Annotated in this window: 14 protein-coding genes; 6 read left to right on the top strand and 8 right to left on the bottom strand. The window is 57.8% G+C overall.

The annotated features are described in order from the left end of the window. Positions 1-64: 64 nt before the first annotated feature. The 3 genes from EDF61_RS10370 to EDF61_RS10360 form a co-directional block, all read right to left on the bottom strand. A complete protein-coding gene (locus EDF61_RS10370; protein WP_133834028.1) occupies positions 65-778 on the bottom strand; it encodes a FadR/GntR family transcriptional regulator in 714 nt (237 codons plus the stop codon). 66 nt (positions 779-844) lie between these two features. Next, complete coding sequence (locus tag EDF61_RS10365; RefSeq protein WP_105656289.1) at positions 845-1978, bottom strand: L-talarate/galactarate dehydratase; 1134 nt, start codon at positions 1976-1978, stop codon at positions 845-847. A 260-nt stretch (positions 1979-2238) separates the two neighbouring features. Then, positions 2239-3462, bottom strand: a complete 1224-nt coding sequence (locus tag EDF61_RS10360) for a mandelate racemase/muconate lactonizing enzyme family protein (protein WP_105656290.1) — start codon at positions 3460-3462, stop codon at positions 2239-2241. A 280-nt stretch (positions 3463-3742) separates the two neighbouring features. Here EDF61_RS10360 and EDF61_RS10355 point away from each other — a divergent pair, with 280 nt between their 5' ends. The 4 genes from EDF61_RS10355 (at position 3743) to EDF61_RS10340 (ending at position 8011) form a co-directional block, all read left to right on the top strand. After that, a complete protein-coding gene (locus EDF61_RS10355; RefSeq protein ID WP_105656291.1) occupies positions 3743-4669 on the top strand; it encodes a carbohydrate ABC transporter permease in 927 nt (308 codons plus the stop codon). After that, positions 4662-5642, top strand: coding sequence for a carbohydrate ABC transporter permease (locus EDF61_RS10350; RefSeq protein ID WP_286134060.1), 981 nt, complete (start codon positions 4662-4664; stop codon positions 5640-5642). Before EDF61_RS10355 ends, EDF61_RS10350 begins: the two co-directional genes overlap by 8 nt. A gap of 96 nt (positions 5643-5738) precedes the next feature. Next, positions 5739-7094, top strand: coding sequence for a Gfo/Idh/MocA family protein (locus tag EDF61_RS10345; RefSeq protein WP_105656292.1), 1356 nt, complete (start codon positions 5739-5741; stop codon positions 7092-7094). Positions 7095-7102: 8 nt separating this feature from the next. Beyond that, positions 7103-8011: an NAD-dependent epimerase/dehydratase family protein gene (locus EDF61_RS10340; protein WP_105656293.1), complete on the top strand. Its 909-nt coding sequence runs from the start codon at positions 7103-7105 to the stop codon at positions 8009-8011. A 76-nt stretch (positions 8012-8087) separates the two neighbouring features. Here the strand turns inward: EDF61_RS10340 and EDF61_RS10335 are convergent, their stop codons facing one another. Genes EDF61_RS10335 through EDF61_RS10315 form a run of 5 tightly spaced genes read right to left on the bottom strand, consistent with a single transcriptional unit; the run spans position 8088 to position 14636 of the window. Further along, positions 8088-9182: a M24 family metallopeptidase gene (locus EDF61_RS10335; protein ID WP_105656294.1), complete on the bottom strand. Its 1095-nt coding sequence runs from the start codon at positions 9180-9182 to the stop codon at positions 8088-8090. 2 nt (positions 9183-9184) lie between these two features. Beyond that, a complete protein-coding gene (locus EDF61_RS10330; protein ID WP_105656295.1) occupies positions 9185-11314 on the bottom strand; it encodes a DUF6807 family protein in 2130 nt (709 codons plus the stop codon). Between the two features lie 30 nt (positions 11315-11344). Then, positions 11345-12253 carry a sugar phosphate isomerase/epimerase family protein gene (locus tag EDF61_RS10325; protein WP_133834027.1) on the bottom strand — a complete coding sequence of 303 codons (909 nt, stop codon included), beginning with the start codon at positions 12251-12253 and terminating at the stop codon, positions 11345-11347. Next, a complete protein-coding gene (locus EDF61_RS10320) occupies positions 12250-13488 on the bottom strand; it encodes a dihydrodipicolinate synthase family protein (protein WP_402696964.1) in 1239 nt (412 codons plus the stop codon). Before EDF61_RS10320 ends, EDF61_RS10325 begins: the two co-directional genes overlap by 4 nt. A gap of 11 nt (positions 13489-13499) precedes the next feature. After that, positions 13500-14636, bottom strand: coding sequence for a Gfo/Idh/MocA family protein (locus EDF61_RS10315; protein WP_133834173.1), 1137 nt, complete (start codon positions 14634-14636; stop codon positions 13500-13502). Between the two features lie 174 nt (positions 14637-14810). Between EDF61_RS10315 and EDF61_RS10310 the strand changes: the two genes are divergently transcribed. Then, a complete protein-coding gene (locus EDF61_RS10310) occupies positions 14811-15830 on the top strand; it encodes a LacI family DNA-binding transcriptional regulator (RefSeq protein ID WP_133834025.1) in 1020 nt (339 codons plus the stop codon). Between the two features lie 173 nt (positions 15831-16003). Then, positions 16004-17320: an ABC transporter substrate-binding protein gene (locus EDF61_RS10305; protein WP_105661977.1), complete on the top strand. Its 1317-nt coding sequence runs from the start codon at positions 16004-16006 to the stop codon at positions 17318-17320. The last annotated feature ends 537 nt before the right edge of the window (positions 17321-17857 follow it).

Here is a 17857-nt window from a genome sequence, read left to right as displayed (position 1 = left end):
CTCGGCGAAATGGAGCTGATGGCAGCTGCCACGGCCAGCCGGAGGTCTTTTCCGCGTCCCGGCCCTAAAGCGCGGGGCCGAGCCCCGCTTCGGATTGCAGCCGCAGCATGGAGTTGCCCAGATGCATGCGCATGGCCGCGGCCGCCATGTGCGGGTCGCCGGAGGCAATGGCATCACGCACGGTGCGGTGCTCTGCGGCCACCGAACCCAGCCGGTCGGCGGTGATCGTGTCGGCCGAATCCAGCCGGCCGCGCGGCATCGCGATCATGGAGGGACCGAAATTCTCCACAGCCTGGCCGAAGTAGGGATTGCCGGTAGCCCTGGCCACGGCCAGGTGGAACTCGAAATCGCAGCTCATGCTCACCGCCGCATTGCCCGCTGCGGCCTCGAAGCCCCGCAGGGCCTGGTCCATTGCGGACAAATCCTGCGCGGTGCGGGAGCGGGCCGCGACGGCGGCGGCCTCGGTCTCGAAACCCACCCGGTACTCGATCAACTGGCGGCGTTCCTCGACGGTCCGCGGAACCAGTGCTTGAGCGGCAGGCTCGGCGGGCGGTGGAGGAGTCAAAGCGAAGCTGCCCGCGCCGCGCCGCGTGTAGACCAGCCCTTCGGCCTGCAGCCGGGTGATGGCCTCGCGGACCACGGTGCGCGATACCCCGTGCTCGGCGATCAGCTCGTTCTCGCTGGGCAGCTTCTGTCCCGGAGGAATGGCCCCGCCGCTGATCTGCGCGCGCAGGTGCCCGACCAAGGCCGATGCCAGATTGGGTTTGGCGTTGTGCATGCTTAAAGGATAAGCGCCGGAACCGCCTGGCAGGCGGTTCCGGCGCGAAGGTCCAGTCATGGGGACTCAGGCGGTGCCGAATTGCGCGGTTTCGGTGGTCCACGCGCGGGCCTGGTCGCTCAGGGTGAAGCCGAGCCCTGGCCTGTTCGGAACGATCATCCGGCCGTCCTTGGTTTCCAAGTGCTCATTGAACAGCGGGTCGAGCCAGTCGAAGTGCTCCACCCAAGGCTCGCGTGGGTACGCTGCTGCCAGATGCAAGTGGATTTCCATTGCGAAGTGCGGTGCCAGATCCAGCCCAGCCTGGTCAGCGAAAGTTGCCAGTCTCTGGAACTGGGTGATGCCACCGACCCGGGGAGCGTCAGGCTGGATGATGTCGCAGGCGCGTGCGGCAATCAGGCGTTCGTGCTCGGATACCGAAGCAAGCATCTCTCCTGTGGCTATTGGCGTATCCAGGGCAGCGGTCAGGGCCGCATGGCCTTCAGCATCGTAGGCATCCAGCGGTTCTTCGATCCAGACGAGGTTGAACTCCTCGAGCCTGCGCCCCATGCGCAATGCGGTAGCGCGGTCCCATTGCTGGTTGGCGTCGACCATGAGCGGGAAATCCGGGCCAATATGCTCGCGCACTGCGGCAACGCGGCGCAGGTCTTCGGCGCTGTCCGGCAGGCCGACCTTGATCTTGATGCCGCCGATCCCTTCCTCGATGGACTGGGTAGCCCGATCCTTGACCTCCTCGATGCTGGCGTTCAAGAAGCCGCCGGAAGTATTGTAGGTGCGCACCGAATCGCGGTGGGAGCCGAGGAACTTGGCTAGCGGAAGCCCCGCGCGCTTGGCTTTCATGTCGTAGAGCGCGATATCAAGTGCGGCCAACGCCTGGGTCGCCACACCAGAGCGGCCCACCGAAGCGCCGGCCCAGAGGAGCTTGGTGTACAACTTGGCGATGTCACTTGGATCTTCGCCAATCATCGCTTGTGCGACTTCCTTGGCATGGGCGTACTGTGCAGGACCGCCAGCCCGCTTGGAGTAGGAGAACCCGAAACCCTCATGGCCCTGTTCCGTGGTGATCTCCGCGAAGAGGAAGACCACCTCGGTCATTGGCTTCTGACGACCGGTGAAAACTTTCGCATCGGAGATCGGTGTGGCCAGCGGCAACCGGGCCGTTGAAAGCTTGACGTGGCGGATGGCGTCGGGGGTATAGGTCATGGCGGGAATCTCCTGTTGGGATCACTGTGGGGGTAAGCTCATTTAATTACTTATCCTATAAGTAAGAAACTTATTACACAAGTGATTTTTCGAGTGTTTTCTTCGGTGGCCTGCTGCCCCTTTCTTCTCTGTGGTCGAATGCGCCCGGAGCTGCCTCTCGGGTGCTTGAAACCACGGCAGGTTCCCGTCTGGACGGCGGGGCTCCAGGCAATCGCGGGCTGTCCGCAATGCTTGAAGCGGCTATTGCCTTGCCGGATCATTTACCCTTCGCAAGGCGCAGTGGTCAAGACCAGATGCTTGAGGGCATGGTTTTCAAGAACGACTGGATCCGGAGTGAAACCGAGCCCGGCTTCCGTTGGCAGACGGATCGTACCCTCGTTAGTGAGCTTCCCCTGATGCGGCGCATGCCAAGGGTGGAGCTGGGTTTCCCAACCGAGGAAGGGGATTTCCAATTCCGGACGGAGTGACCCGTTGGCAAGCTGGACTTCCTGGTCTGCGGCGATCAGCTGCGCGGTGGCCAGGAGGGCCGGACCGTAGTAGAAGCAGTGTGGCACCACATGGACATTAAGCCGTTGACCCGCCTCGCGAATTTTGAGCATGGCGCTGAGTCCGCCAATCTTTCCGACGCTAGGCTGGGCAAACTGCAGGGCGCCGAGTTCCATATCCGAGGTCAGCCCCTGGACCCCTGAATGGTTTTCTCCACCGGAGACGTTGCCGAAACGAGCATTGAGGGCGGCTAGTGATTGCGAATCATCTGGCGGGAAGATCGGTTCTTCGATCCACAGCAGCTCCAGGTCCGCCATGGCAGCAATCGACGACCCGGCTTCGGCTGGATGATGCCACTTGCAATTGACATCGACCATCAGCGGGTGGGAGCCCACGGCCTGCCGTGCGGCCTTGATGGCTGGAATCGAGGACTCATGGATTTTGAATGCCTTGAATCCGTGTTCCAAAGCCCTGGAAAGATGAAAAGCAACCTCCTGCGGATCCTCGGCATAGTGGACCAAAGACGCGTAGGCATTGATTTCATGGCGGGCATCGATATTGATGAATTCCCGCAGCGTCTGTCCTGCACGACGTGCCGCTATATCCCAAAGAGCGATGTCCACTGCGGATAGTGCGAAGTGAATGGGTCCGGTGCGCCCGAAGGCGTGGAATGCATATTCGGCCGAGGCAATGCTCCCGTCGAGGGCCGATGAACGCCCCAAGAAAAAGGGGGCCACGATCTGTTCAAGGGCAGCCCATGTCGCGGGATTGGATTTGTGGCCGAAGGCTTCGCCCCAGCCGGTGAACCCATCCGCGGTTTGCACCTTCACCATTAATGATTCCATCTGGGTCAACGTGCGTGATGATGCATTGAAAGCATCGATTGATTCCGCATTGGAATCTTCCTGGCTTCGCCGCGCGGCATCAAAAGGCAGTGATATCCAATAGAGCTCTATTGACACGATAGTGTCACTTAAACCGTCTTTGGCCTGCGACATTTTACTGATCTCCTATTTTCATATGGACGCATCCAGCGACTGTTCGCACCGTGTGATGGCGTCCAGCGGTGGCTCCGAGGCGATTCCTCAAACCTATCTCGCCAGTGTGGTTGACCTCACGTTGGTGTTTAGTTTAGCGTTGAGGAATAGAGATTGGAAAGCGCATTCCTGAAGTCGATTTCGAATCATCTTCACCAAGCGCTTCTAGCAAGGAGTCACTCATGTCGGTCCCGATTCGTAAGGGCTGCCTTCGCGTTTCGTCGAAAGGAGGTAGTGGTCAATGAGCGCCATTGCCGAACTGCAGAACCTCAGCAAGAACAATGGCCGCAAAGTCCCTCCCAAGGACAACAAGGCAGCGCATATCTTCCTCATTCCGTGGACGATCGGGTTATTCCTTATCACCCTGGGGCCCATGGCCATGTCGCTGTATCTTGCGTTTACGGACTACAACCTTTTGCAGGCTCCGTCCTTTTCAGGGTTTGAGAACATTGAACGGATGCTCGACGACCAGCGGCTGCATAATTCATTGCGGGTCACGTTCACCTACGTTTTGATCGGTGTTCCGTTGCAGCTGGCAGTGGCCCTCGCCGTAGCAATCTTGCTTGACCGGGGAATGCGCGGGCTCTCTTTTTACCGCTCAATTTTCTACCTGCCTTCCATGCTGGGTTCCTCAGTTGCAATCGCAGTGCTGTGGAAGCAGATTTTCGGTACCACCGGCCTGGTGAATCAGCTCTTGGAATTGGTCGGTATCCAAGGCATTGGATGGATCTCCGATCCAAACACGTCACTTGGAAGCCTGATCTTGCTCAACGTGTGGACCTTCGGCTCACCGATGGTGATCTTCCTTGCAGGTCTGCGTCAAGTTCCCATGATGTATTACGAAGCAGCCTCCATTGATGGGGCGAGCAAATGGCGGCAGTTCCTGAGTATCACGTTGCCGATGATTAGCCCCATTATTTTCTTCAACCTGGTCCTGCAGATCATTGGGGCCTTCCAGAACTTCACTCAAGCTTTCATCGTGTCCAATGGATCGGGCGGTCCTGCCGATTCCACCATGTTCTTCACGCTCTACCTGTACCAGCAAGGATTCAAACAGTTCGATATGGGTTATGCCTCAGCCATGGCATGGCTCCTGGTGCTCATAGTTGGTGCATTTACCGCTGTGAACTTCTTCGTTTCTAAGTATTGGGTGTTTTACGATGACTAATCAAACTTCACTTCCAGATTCGCAAGTACGCGGTGGGTCACCGCAAGAACTCGTGCTTGATGAGGAAGAACTTCTCGGAAAAAAGCCGCCGGTTGGCGGTACTGATGAACGAGGCAAGACCGTAAAGGGTAAGAGCCCGAAGTTCAAGGTTTCAATGCGCTCATTGCTAAAGCATGCGCTGCTGATCCTGGGTGCCGGAGTCATGATCTATCCATTGCTGTGGATGGTAGCTAGCTCCTTCCGCCCGAACGACCTGATCTTCCGCGAGGCCGGTTTGGTTATTTCCCAGGTGGACTGGAATAACTACCCCAGCGGTTGGAACGCGCTGTCTGAACCTTTCAGCAAGTACTTGATGAACTCTGCGATTTTGGTTTTGGGATGCATCCTTGGCAACTTGGTGTCCTGCTCCATGGCGGCATACGCATTTGCCAGGCTTGACTTCAAGTTCAAGAAGATTATGTTCGCGCTGATGCTGATGACCATCATGCTGCCGATCCACGTGATTATCGTTCCGCAGTACATCATGTTTTCTCAGATCGGCTGGGTCAATACCTTCTGGCCAATCATCGTTCCGAAACTGCTTGCCACGGACGGGTTCTTCATCTTCCTGATGATCCAATTCATCCGAGGAATCCCTAAGGATATGGATGAAGCAGCCCGAATCGATGGCGCCGGCCATCCACGGATCTTCCTGCAGATCATCCTGCCGCTTATGGTTCCAGCCTTGGCAACTACGGCAATCTTCACGTTCATCTGGACCTGGAGCGACTTCTTTACCTCACTGATCTACCTCACCAACCCGAGTAATTACACCGTGCAAGTTGCGCTCAACGCATTCATAGACTCCACCGGAGAATCCAACTGGGGCGCACTGTTCGCAATGTCGATCGTCACGTTGGTCCCTGTATTCCTTGCCTTCCTCTTCGGGCAGAAATACCTGGTCAAGGGCATCGCAACTACTGGTATCAAATAGCAGGAATATGCCACTGGCCTAGGACAACAGCGCTAGGCCAGTGGCCTCGACCGATACCAGACACAAGCGCCAGAAACTTATCGTAGGAGAAACCGCATGGGAAGCTCATCACGCACCAGCTACGTACTGATCGGCACAGGGAACCGATGCGAAATGTACCTGACTGCTATCTTCGGTGAACATAGCGACGTCGCTGAACTTGTCGCATTGGCAGATACCAACCAGGGGCGAATCGAGTACTACCAAGACGTAGTTGAACAGACCTTCGGCGAGAAGGTTGGGTCCTTTGACCCGCAAGACTTGGCCAAAGTCATTCGAGAACGCCACATTGACCGGGTAATCATCACGAGCCCGGACTACACGCATGCTGAGCTGATCTGCACCGCTCTGTATGCCGGCGCCGATGTGATAGTTGAGAAACCACTAACAATTGATGCGCCGAGCACCGCTCGTATAGCTCGGGCGGTGGAAGAAAGCGGCCATGAAATCGTGGTCACGTTTAACTACCGTTATTCTCCTCGGAATACAGCCCTGAAGAAGGCCATCGACGATGGGAAAATCGGCCAAGTCACATCCGTGGACTTCAACTGGATGCTGGATACCGTTCACGGAGCAGACTACTTTCGCCGATGGCATCGACTCAAGGAAAACTCTGGCGGCTTGCTAATCCATAAGTCCAGCCATCATTTCGATCTGGTCAATTGGTGGCTCGACGATTCACCGCAGAAGGTCTTTGCAACAGGAGGGCTGAAGTTCTACGGGCCCGACAACGCAGAGTTCAGGGGCCGCCAAGCCAACGAACGCGGTACCCACGGGCTAAGCGATAAGGATCCGTTTGATTTGGATCTTCGCAGCGATGAGCGGTTGGAAAAGCTCTATCTAGAGAACGAACACTTTGATGGGTACCGCCGAGACCAGGGAGTCTTCAATGGCGAGATCACCATCGAAGACAATTTGAGCCTGACTGCTGAGTATCAAAACGGACCGGTGCTTTCATATTCCCTGAACGCGCACAGCCCATGGGAAGGATACCGGGTTGCGGTGAACGGGACGGAAGGACGCCTGGAACTGGACGTTGTCGAACGGGCAGCAGTACTGCCCGCGGCCGGCGGGCATCCGGTGGATCCTTCATATAGCAATGATGGCCAGAGCGGCAATGCCAGGTCGAAAGGCGAGAGATTGCTTTTGCAGCGGCATTGGGAAGAAGCAGTGGAGATTCAGATCGAAAACTCGAATGGATCGCATGGTGGCGGCGACAAGCTCCTGCTCGAAGAGCTCTTCCGCGGAGCCAACGAGGATGGATATGCGCGGCAAGCCGGATTCATCGACGGTGTGCGCGCCATTGCTGTCGGGATTTGCGGAAATCAATCGCTGGAAACCAGGCAGCTCGTGGACGTCGGGAGTGCTGGCCTGGGCGTGGACATTTCGTTTCAACCGAAGGTCAAGGTGTAAACGGAGCCATGGGTGAAAAAGTCGTCATCACCGGGGGAGCAGGGCGTTTAGGCCGTGCCGTGCTCGCGGGGTTTTCTCACGCAGGGCATGAAGTGATCTCTCTTGACAGGCAGATTCCGGAAGAACCTCTCGATGGCGTGGAATATCACTGCATCGATCTGATGGATGCGAAGGCTACGCATGCGCTATTCGAGCAGCTTGCTCCGCAAGCGGTGGTGTCCCTCGCGGCAATGGCTGTTCCTTTCATGGCCCCGGAAGAGGTGCTTCTGCACACGAACGCGACCATTGCCCATAACGTCACCTCGGCGGCAGTGGAGGCCGGTGCTACCAGGGTCGTGCTGGCCTCCAGCCCATCAATAATGGGCTATGGTTCTCCGGGCGGATGGGTGCCGGAGAAGCTGCCTCTTGATGAAAACGAAGTTCCCAAGCCATGGCATGCTTATGGGCTTTCCAAATTCGTAGCCGAGCAGATTGCCGCCATGTTCGCAGCGAAAATGGGACCGGCAAGTTCGGTGAAGTTCGCTTCCTTCAGGCCCTGCTATGTGATCGCAGAGGAAGAGTGGGCCGGCGCTCCAACGCAGCAGGGACACACTGTTGCTGAGCGCCTACAAGATCCTCGCTTGTCAGCGCCTGCGCTATTCAATTACGTTGATGCGCGGGACGTGGCAGATTTCCTGCTGGTACTGCTTGAACGGTTTGACCGCGTAGAGAATGGCTCGGTGTTCTTCGTTGGTGCAAAGGATGCCATGGCAACGCGTCCGCTCGCAGAGCTGATCCCAGAGATTTATCCGGAGCTCGAGGACGTCGCAGCGGGACTCACCACGGATAGCCCTGCCTTCAGTATCCAGAAAGCGCGAGATGTCCTTGGCTGGGAACCGAAACGCAGCTGGCGCTCGGAATTGAAGGCCACCGTATAAAAGGCATCGGTACATAAAATTATTGGCTGGGAAACCTCAAAAGGATTTCCCAGCCAATAATTGTTTAGGGGTGCGCTTAGCGTTGAAGTACTGCCGGCCGTGGCAAACCGTTAACCAGGTTTGAGGGCCAGAGCGGATCGAAGGTGAGAACCTCAAAATCCCCGGACTCGGTCAGCAGCATGGTGTCCTCAACTTTGAACGCCAGACCATCGCGTGCTGCACTGGGATTGAACGCAAAAGCCTGGTTCAACTGGAAGAGATCAGTTGCTCCTGGGGTGAGCCGGGGATCTCGTCCGTTGTAGCCGGCAATGCCGCCTTGATGATGCAACGACCATTCCCCGGCATCGAAACCATGCTCCGGGTAGGATTCCTGGATGACGGGCAATAATTCACCGAGAACGCCGCCAGGGCGAATTGCCGCAAGGATATCTGCCTCGACAGCCAGGATGTCGTCTTCTCCAGAGAGTTCCTGAGGCGTCGGCGCACCGAATCGCACCCACCTGGTGATGTTGGCAATGAGCCCATGACGTCTTACGCACAGCACTGCCATGGCTTTGCCTCCGAGCGGGGCCGCGGTGGGCAGGGGGTGCCGGGCTGCGGCACGTGAATCGCCGCTGACCAAGGCAACGAGCACTTCGCCTCCTTGGACGACGGCTCCAGCTGTCAGCTTGGCTGCCACGTCGAACTCGGAATCATCGCTACGGGCGGCCGACAGCACTTGGGTCATGAGCGCAGCCGTGTCGCGGCAAAGAGCGCGATACCTATTAATCTCAGTTTCATTGAGTGCTGAGCGAAGGGCTCGCAAATCGGACTCGATTTCCCGCTCGCTGAGGATCTTTTGTCCGCTCGCCGCTGGAAACCATTCTCGGACATTGTCGAGATCCTGGTACCAGGCGGTGACATGCACCGAAACTTGTTCCACGTTGCCGAGCTCTTCTCGCTGGATCCGTGCAGCTTCGCTCACGGACGTGGCAAGCTCGCACCCCTGGGCATGAACCAGAACCCTGGCAATGGGTGGTGCCGCAAGAGATACGTGCGTGCGGGCACCGCCCAAGAGCCAGGCAAGCGAAGCGGGGGTTGAGAGAAGCAGATACTGCCCATCGCGGCTTCTGATGAGCTCGACCAGTTGGGCATGCTTCTTTGCGTATTCATGAGTGGCGGTGGTGGGCACAATCAGCCTTCCTTGGAACCTGAACCGTATTTTCGGGCTAGCAGGGCCACGGTCTGCACCGGGACCCTCCCATCAACCACGAGTACTCGAACTTGGCGGGTTATCGCTTCCTGAGGGTCCAGCACAACCGGTGTAGACCAGGCCAGCGAACTGCCGACACCCGGATATCCAGAACTGCGAACAAACCATGGGTCATCTTGCTCACTGCAGAAAATAATGGTGGCATCCCCGTGGCCTTCAGCAAGATCAGCCAAACCCACCGAGTCCGAAGAGAATGTAGCACTGAAGGCGAGCCATGGACTGTGCACACCGTGGACTTGCGATTCCCCGGAAGCCGATGGGGTAAAAATCTGTGGATCAGCGATTGGAGGCAGACGCCAGAAGAAACCTCCGTAGCCGCCGTTGTGACGGCCGTTGGTACCCGGAGAGCCAAGCGACACCTGGCGTTCGCGCGCCGAGAGCCTGAAACTGAAATCCAGGCTCCAGCCGGTGATGGCGCTTTCGTGGTCCTCAAATGCATTGAGCTCAATCGAACGGTGCTCATCCAGCAGGATTTCCTGTTCGTGGCTGACCCATTCAAGCTGCGAATCCAAAGCGCTGCCATTGCGGGCGAACGCATTGGACGCTGTGCGGATATGTCCATGGTCCGCACGCCATATGTAGCGTGAGGCGTCGCGGGTGTAGGTGCGCCCTCCCCAGAAATTGGTCCCGTTCACATCTTGCAATGCAACCCCGACACCTAGATGCCAGGTGTGGTCAAGCGGTTGCTGCTCACTGACCACAACTCCGTTGAAGGTCTTCAGGTTATCCAAGAAGGGACGCGGTGAATTGGTGCGGGAAATATCTTCTCCCGTCCGCAACTCCGCAAGGGTGCGCTGCTTCCCCGTTGCGGGATGGATCAGCGACAACGAGCCACTGGTTTTCGCTGGCAAGGCCCAAGGCGCTCCGAGTGAAGAGAAACTGGACTGCGCCGCCACCGCTCGGTCGATGAATCGTTCGATGTTCGGTATCACTGGGTGGAAATCTGCTCCATCCCCGGCAGGGATAACCTGCACTTCTGCGATCTGAGTTGGAGTATCCGAGGTCCGTATCTGCTCGAGAACGCGCATGAAAGCACCGGCCGACGCCAAAGAGCTCAAGAGTTCGGTTTCGCTGCCGTTGCGCACCTCGACGAGGTTCTCGAGAAGGTTGACTCGTCCGAAAACTTCAGAAGATTCTGGAAGCCCCAAGTCCGGGTTGGGTCGAACCAGCAGCTCATCACGGGTGTAGTACAAGGTTGCGGTGCCTTCGGTGCCATAGATGGTGATCCATGGATCCTGCTGTTCACTGGCGCAAACGGTCAGCGCGGCAATGACGGGGATTCCGGTGCTCGTTTGCACGCGCACCACGGAGGTATCGTCTGCTTCGATGCTGTGGGCGTGATACAGCTCGGTGGCCAGATGGGCGACATCCTGGGCTTTGCGCGCTCCGGCGATGTGCAAGGCGCTGGCGACCGCGTGGGCCAGGGGATTGGTCACTACACCGTCGGCAATCTCGACGCCGTCGAGTTTCCGATGTCCTGCCCAAGGCGAACGTTCATAGTAGCCCGTGGTGCGGAGCCAATTTCCACTGGCACCCACCGCACGAAGGGCCCCGATGGGAGAGTTCTTCGCGTTATCGGCGAAGAACCCATCTATGGTTTTCAAGGCTGTCGAGCCAAGGGCCTGGAACCCTACCTGCACGTGGGCGCCAGCATCGGCCGCGGCTTGCAGCAGGCGTGAATACTGATCCAGGGTCGCTGTCGGCGGTTTTTCGAGGTAGAGATCTGCACCTGTACGCAAGGCCCTCATCGCCAGGTCGGCATGCGTACTGATCGGCGTTGAAATAATGATGATGTCCGGGGTTAATCCGGAGCTGAGGAAAGCATCAAAGTCGGCGAACACGTGCGTGTCCTTGCCGCGAATCTCTTTCCCGGGATCGACCGGATCGATGCCGGCAAGGAACGTGATTTTCTCCTCGGCTGCGAGTCGATGGATATTTGCCAAATGCTGGCGTCCGAATCCGTTCAGACCAATCAGCACCACCGCAGGAGCAGTTGGCGCTGCCAGGGCACTAGTCGTTGCAGATCCCGCTGCGGTGGCTTGCTGATTCATCGTGTTCCTTCAGAGATATTCGAATTCAGATCAGTTTAATGCGCTGGCCGGCTGAACGCCCGCAGCTTGCTCAAGGTGGGGCAGTACTAGAGTTTCGTAGCGCTGGGACATGGTTGCCAAGGTCAGCGCGGAATCCTGCTGGTTGATCTCCTCATTGAAGATCTCGACTTCAACTGGACCTCGGTATCCGGCCTGTGACACCCATCGGGAAATCGCCGAGAAATCGATATGGCCGTCGCCCATCATGCCTCTGGATTGCAGTGCATTGCTGGCAATCGGCAGATTGAAATCACAGATCTGGTAGCTGGCCAGGCGATGCTCAAGGCCTGCCCGCTGGATCTGCTGCTGCAACTGCGGATCCCAGAACACATGGAAGGTGTCAACAACAACGCCCACGGCCTTGGTTGGATAAGGACTGGCCAAGTCCAGGGCCTGTCCGAGTGTGGAAAGCACCGCTCGGTCGGCGGCATACATTGGATGCAACGGTTCTAGCACCAGCCGAACGCCGTGTTCCAGGGCGATGGGAACCAGCTCTTCCAAGCCGCGCGCGACGCGATCACGCGCCGCGACAATGTTCTTGTCTGCTGGATCCCCGGTGCCGCCCAGAATATGCGCGGCCGACGGCAAGCCGCCCACGACCATGATCAATTCATTGGCGCCGATGACGGCAGCTTCCTCGATGGCCTGCCGGTTCGATGCCAGCGCGGCAGCTTGGGCTTCGGCAGAAGGTGCAGTGAGAAAGCCGCCACGGCACAAGGTGCTGGCTTTGAGCCCTGCCCCAGCGATGATCTGGGCTGCTGGCCCAGCGCCACCGGCCTCGGCAAGCAAATGCCGCCACGGACCAATATGGCTCAGGCCCGCCTGCGCTGCAGCTTCAGCGGCTTCGTGGAGGCTGAGATTCGGGGTAGTGCCGGTATTAAGCGATAGTTCGAATGTCATGACACACCTGTCAGGGACGAAGTTGTAGTTTTGATTCCAGAAATTGCCAGGAGCTGTTCCATTCGCCCAGCAGCCAGATCAGGGTTTTGCAACAGGCCAGCGCCATCAGCGAGAACGAATGTGCGCACCAAGTGCGGCAGTGAACGTCCGGCGTGCAGCCCGCCGATCATCTGGAAACCGCTTTGGTGCCCATTGAGCCACGAAAGAAAGGCAATCCCGGTCTTGTAGTAGAAAGTTGGGGCGCTGAAAATATGCAATCCCAGCTCTCTGGTGGAGTCCAGGATCTTCCGGCCGCGTTCTGCGTCGCCTGCATCGAAAGCCTGCAGGGCCGTTGACGCAGCGGGATAGATGGCGGCGAAAATTCCCAGCAACGCATCGGAATGCAGTTGCCCGTCACCGTGAATCAGCTCGGGATAGTTGAAATCGTCTCCAGTGTAGAGGCGCACTCCAGCTGGCAATGCGGCACGAAGCTGCTTCTCATGCTCGGCATTGAGCAAAGAGACTTTGACGCCGTCGATTTTCGACGCGTGCTGCTCCAGAATGGACTGGAAAACCCCGGTGGCTTCTGCCAAATCCTGTGTTCCCCAGTAGCCGCTCAACTGTGGATCGAACATGTCTCCAAGCCAATGCAGGATCACTGGCTGCTTGGCAGCGTCGAGCAAAGTCGCATACACGTCCAGATAATCCTGCGAGGTGCGCGCTGCCTTGACCAGGGCCCGGGAGCACATCAAGATCGCCTTCGAACCTGAATCTTCAACAAGGCGCAGCATCTCCAAATAAGCGTTGGTGACTTCAGCCAGCTGGCCCGGCTGGACAGTGTCTGCCGACAGCTGGTCCGTGCCGACACCGCAGGCGAGGATATCCCTGACGGTGAGCCCGGCCAAGGCCGGGTAGCTGTTCTTCTGGAGAACCACGGCCGCTTCGATCGCCGATCGCCTGATCAACTCGCAGGTAGCCGCGTAGTCCAGCCCCATGCCTCGCTGCGCCGTATCCATCGCATCGGCGACACCCAGCCCGTAGGACCATAGCTCGTGCCGGTAGGCCAGCGTCGCATCCCAATCGATGCTTGCCGGTGCGCCAGGCGTATTGTCTGCTCCCATGAGGGGGATGACATGGGCTGCGGCATAGGCCTTGCGCGAGGAAAGCGGGGCAGACGGCCGCTGGAATTCGCCGGGGCCTTTCAACCGATAGGAAAAGTTCTGCCCGTTTTCGTCAATGAGTGTCAATTCGGGCAAGGATGCGTAGCTCATAGCGTGATCTCCGGGATATCGAGGGTGCGTCGTTCGGCGGCTGACTGCAATCCCAAAGCCGCCAGCTGGACACCGCGAGCGGCCGAAAGCAGGCCATACTGGTGTTTGCGTCCCGCTGCGATGTCGGCCAAGAAATCTTCCCACTGCAGCTTGAAGCCGTTATCCAGGTCGGCATTGGCGGGAACTTCCATCCACTGGTCGCGGAACGACTCAGTGACTGGCAAATCGGGGTTCCAAACAGGCTTCGGAGTGTGGGCGCGTTGCTGGGCAACGCACTTGTTCAATCCCGCGACGGCGGAACCGTGGGTGCCGTCGATCTGGAATTCCACCAGTTCATCGCGGTAGACGCGCACTGCCCACGAGGAGTTGATCTGCGCAATTACTGCATCGCCGGAAGGAGTTTCGAGTTCGAAGATGCCGTAGGCCGCATCATCTGCGGTGGCTTCGTAGGCTTCGCCTCGTTCGTCCCAGCGGGTAGGGATGTGGGTTGCCGTGGTCGAGGTGACGGACTTGACCTTGCCGATGATTCCTTCAAGGACGTAGTTCCAGTGGCAGTACATGTCGGTGGTCATCGATCCGCCATCCGCAAGACGGTAGTTCCAGGAAGGCCGCTGCGCTTCCTGGATGTCTCCCTCGAATACCCAGTAGCCGAACTCGCCGCGCATTGAGAGAATGCGTCCGAAGAAGCCTTCGTCGACCAAACGGCGTAACTTCACCAGGCCCGGCAAGTAGAGCTTGTCGTGCACGACGCCGGCGGTAATTCCCTTGGCCTGTGCCTGGCGGGCGAGATCCACGGCCTCTTCGAGGGTTTCAGCGGTCGGTTTCTCGGTGAAGATATGCTTGCCTGCCCCGATGGCTTTCGACAGCGTTTCGTAACGCAAGGAAGTCATGGACGCGTCGAAAATGATGTCGACACTCGGGTCATCAATCAGGGAGTCAAGATCGGTGCTGTAGTGCTCAACCTGGTGCTTCTGCGCAAGTTCGCGCAGCTTCGCTTCGTTACGTCCAACGAGGATCGGTTCAACGGTCAGCTTCGAACCGTCCCCGAGAGTGATTCCTCCCTGGTCTCGGATAGGAAGGATTGAACGCAGCAAGTGCTGGCGGTATCCCATGCGGCCGGTGATGCCGTTCATGGCGATGCGTAGAACTTTTGTTTCTGTCACTGGGGTCTCCTCGAAACGGGGAATGCGTAAGGGAATAGAATGGGAATGCGCTTTCCACGATAGTGAGGTGTAATTGGAGTGTCAACCATCACGTTCGCGAAAGATAAGCTTGTGCCAGGTTGCAGAGAATGATAAGGATTTCAGATGGCTGTTCGACTAACTGATGTGGCTAATGAAGCCGGGGTTTCCCTGGCGACCGCTTCGCGAGTGCTCAATGGGTCAGCACGCAAGCCGGCTGTGGAAATCTCGGATAAAGTGCGTGCTGCGGCTGAAAAGCTCGGTTACTTCCCCAATGCCCAAGCGCAAGCGCTTGCCAGATCCACCACGAAGCTGATCGGCTTGGTGGTCAGGGACATAGCCGACCCCTACTTCTCTACCATCGCCCGGGGAGTGCAGCGCTCTCTTGGTGATAGCGGTGTCCAGCTGCTTTTGGCCAGCACGGAGTACGATCCCGAGCGGGAAATCGAAGCCGTTCAGGCATTCATGTCGCAACGGACGGACGCTATCATCCTGTCGGGATCGCGCAGTTTGGGCGAGAACGGGCAGTTGCTGAAACTGATCGAGAATTATCAGGAAAATGGTGGCCAAGTCATGATTATCGGCCAGCCCATGACCGATATGGGCGGCATACAAATCGACAACGAGGCAACTGCCGAGCACCTGGCGGCCGAGTTGATCAGTGCCGGCCACCGCAGGTTTGTCGTATTGGCCGGGGAAGCGAATCTGCTGACATCAAGGGACCGTTCCAACGGGTTCCTGGAGAAGCTGAAGCGCAGTGGCCTGGATGCAGAGGAAGTTATCAGCGGCCCCTTCTCGCGCGAGGGGGCCTATGTTGCAATGAGCGATTACCTCAAGCGGCAGAAGTCGGCAGGCGGTGTCCATCGGGTGTGCGTGTTCTGCGTTTCGGATGTCATGGCCCTGGGTGCCATTCGGGCGATTCGCGAGAACCGCTTGTGTATTCCCGAAGATATCGCTGTGGTGGGATTCGACGACATCCCGACCCTTATCGACATTACGCCCACGGTCAGCACTGCTCGACTTCCTCTGGAAGAAATCGGAAAATGGGCTGGTGAGATGGCGCTGAACCACGGCGAACTGCGGAAGATTGTGGTTTCCGGTGTGCCGGTCCTGCGCGAGTCCACGCAGCTGGCTGACGGCCAGTAGTGATGTTCATTGGGAATCGTGCCATGCGAAAACTAACTGACTTGATTCCCGAAACCCCTTGACCAGTGACCGCAATCACACCTAGATTGTTTGGCAAGCGCTTTCCACAATGAAAAACCAGGTGTTGCTTGCAGGATGGCCTCGCATCACCACCCCACCCAAGGAAGATTTTCATGACTCAGCAGGTATGCACGAGAAAAACTGGACGGAAATTCGGTCTGCGGCTAAGCAAATCAGTTGCAGTTGTGGCGGTAGCCGCTCTGGCCCTCACTGGCTGTGGCGGTAGCAGCGCTGCCGACGGTGAGGACGGGAAGATCCAGCTTCGTTTCTCATGGTGGGGCTCGGATTCGCGGGCCCAGGCAACCAATGAAATTATTGAGGCTTTCGAAGCGGCCAACCCGGACATCGATGTCCAAGGCGAGTACTCCGACTGGAGCGGCTACTGGGACAAGCTCGCAACACAGGTTGCCTCCAACGATGCTCCGGACATTATCCAGATGGACGACAAGTACCTTCGCGAATACGCGGACCGCGGCGCATTGCTGGACCTCGAAGGCGTAGATGTTTCCAAGTTCGAAGACGTTGCCGTTCAAAACGGTACGACCGATGCCGGCCTTGTCGGCATTACCACCGGAATCAATTCCTTCACATTGACCGCAAATCCAAAAGTCTTAGCCGAAGCTGGCCTGGAAGTTCCAGATGACAAGACCTGGACGTGGGATGACTACCGGACGATCACCGAGACGGTGAGCCAGAAGCTCGACGGCAAATATGGAGCCGAAGCCCCGAACGAACCGGCCGGGTTGCAGACCTGGTTGCGTCAAGACAAGAAGAATCTGACGAGCTCGGATGGATCACTCGGATTCTCGCCTGACGATCTGGCCAAGTACTTCCAGCACCACAAGGACTTGATGGATAACGGTTCTTATCCAAAGGCCTCGGTCCTGGCGGAAAACCAGAATGCAGGTCCAGACCGTTCTATGACAGGCACGGGAGTGGCAGCCTTCGGCATGTGGTGGAGCAACCAGTTGGGAGGCCTTTCCACAGCGGTTGGTTCGGACTTGGTTCCGCTGCGACTGCCAAGCCACACCGGCAAGGCTGAGGACAATGGTCTTTGGCACAAGTCGTCAATGATGATGTCGGGGTATGCTCGCACCGAACACCCGGAAGAGGTCAAGAGATTTGTTGACTTCATGGTGAATTCGCAAGAAGCTGGCGCGCTGAACCAGATGGACCGCGGGTTACCTTCGAACACCGAAGTGCGGGAACAAGTCGTCTCAAAATTGGATTCAATCGAAGCTTCTTCTGCAGAATTCGTGACGAGCTTGAAACCCGAACTTCAGAGCACGGAACCAATCCCGCCAATGGGGTTCAGTGCGGTTCAGGATGTCCTCTACCGTTATGAAATGGAAGTGTTCTTCGAGCGCCAGAGCGTAAGCGACGCGGCGCAGAATGCCTTCAAGGAAATCGAAACTGCGGTAGCCCAATAGCTGAACGAGAATCAACCATCGTTCTTGCGGTCGTTGCAATCCCTGGATCCCGGGGATTGCAACGGCCTTTGCGCGTTCGAGGGAAAGTTCATTCTGCTCCTCCTTCAACTCTCTGCGCGGTGCAATCCTTGAATTCGCCACGGCGCGTGCCGTACAGGGCTGTGGTTTGAACCAGGGCTTCCAGATGCCTCATAACCTTGTTCGGTCGTGATCTGCGCCCAAGCAAGCCTCTCCAGCCATTTGCGTGCGACGAGTCGCGAGTGCACCAGCAACCGGGATGCTAGTCGCCAGCGGCCGTTGAACTTTCCAGAGCATGGCCTATCGGAAGGGTGCTGCCAATCAGCTGGAATCCCGCAGAGGTGAATTGCCATTGGGTTCCTGCTTTCTTCCATCCATTGCCAGAGGTAACCACACCGCGGTGCCCGCAGTTCTGGGCCGCAAAGCTGCTGGCTCGACCTTGCCGGTGATCGGTTTGCGGCACCTGCGGATTGCAGGTCGAACCCCGCCAGCTCTGCGGCCAATGCGGGGAGCACAAAG

Source organism: Arthrobacter sp. JUb115, from assembly GCF_004365035.1.
Classification (GTDB): domain Bacteria; phylum Actinomycetota; class Actinomycetes; order Actinomycetales; family Micrococcaceae; genus Glutamicibacter.
Note: the sequence above shows the minus strand (reverse complement) of the source record. Positions and strands in the feature narration are given on the sequence as shown.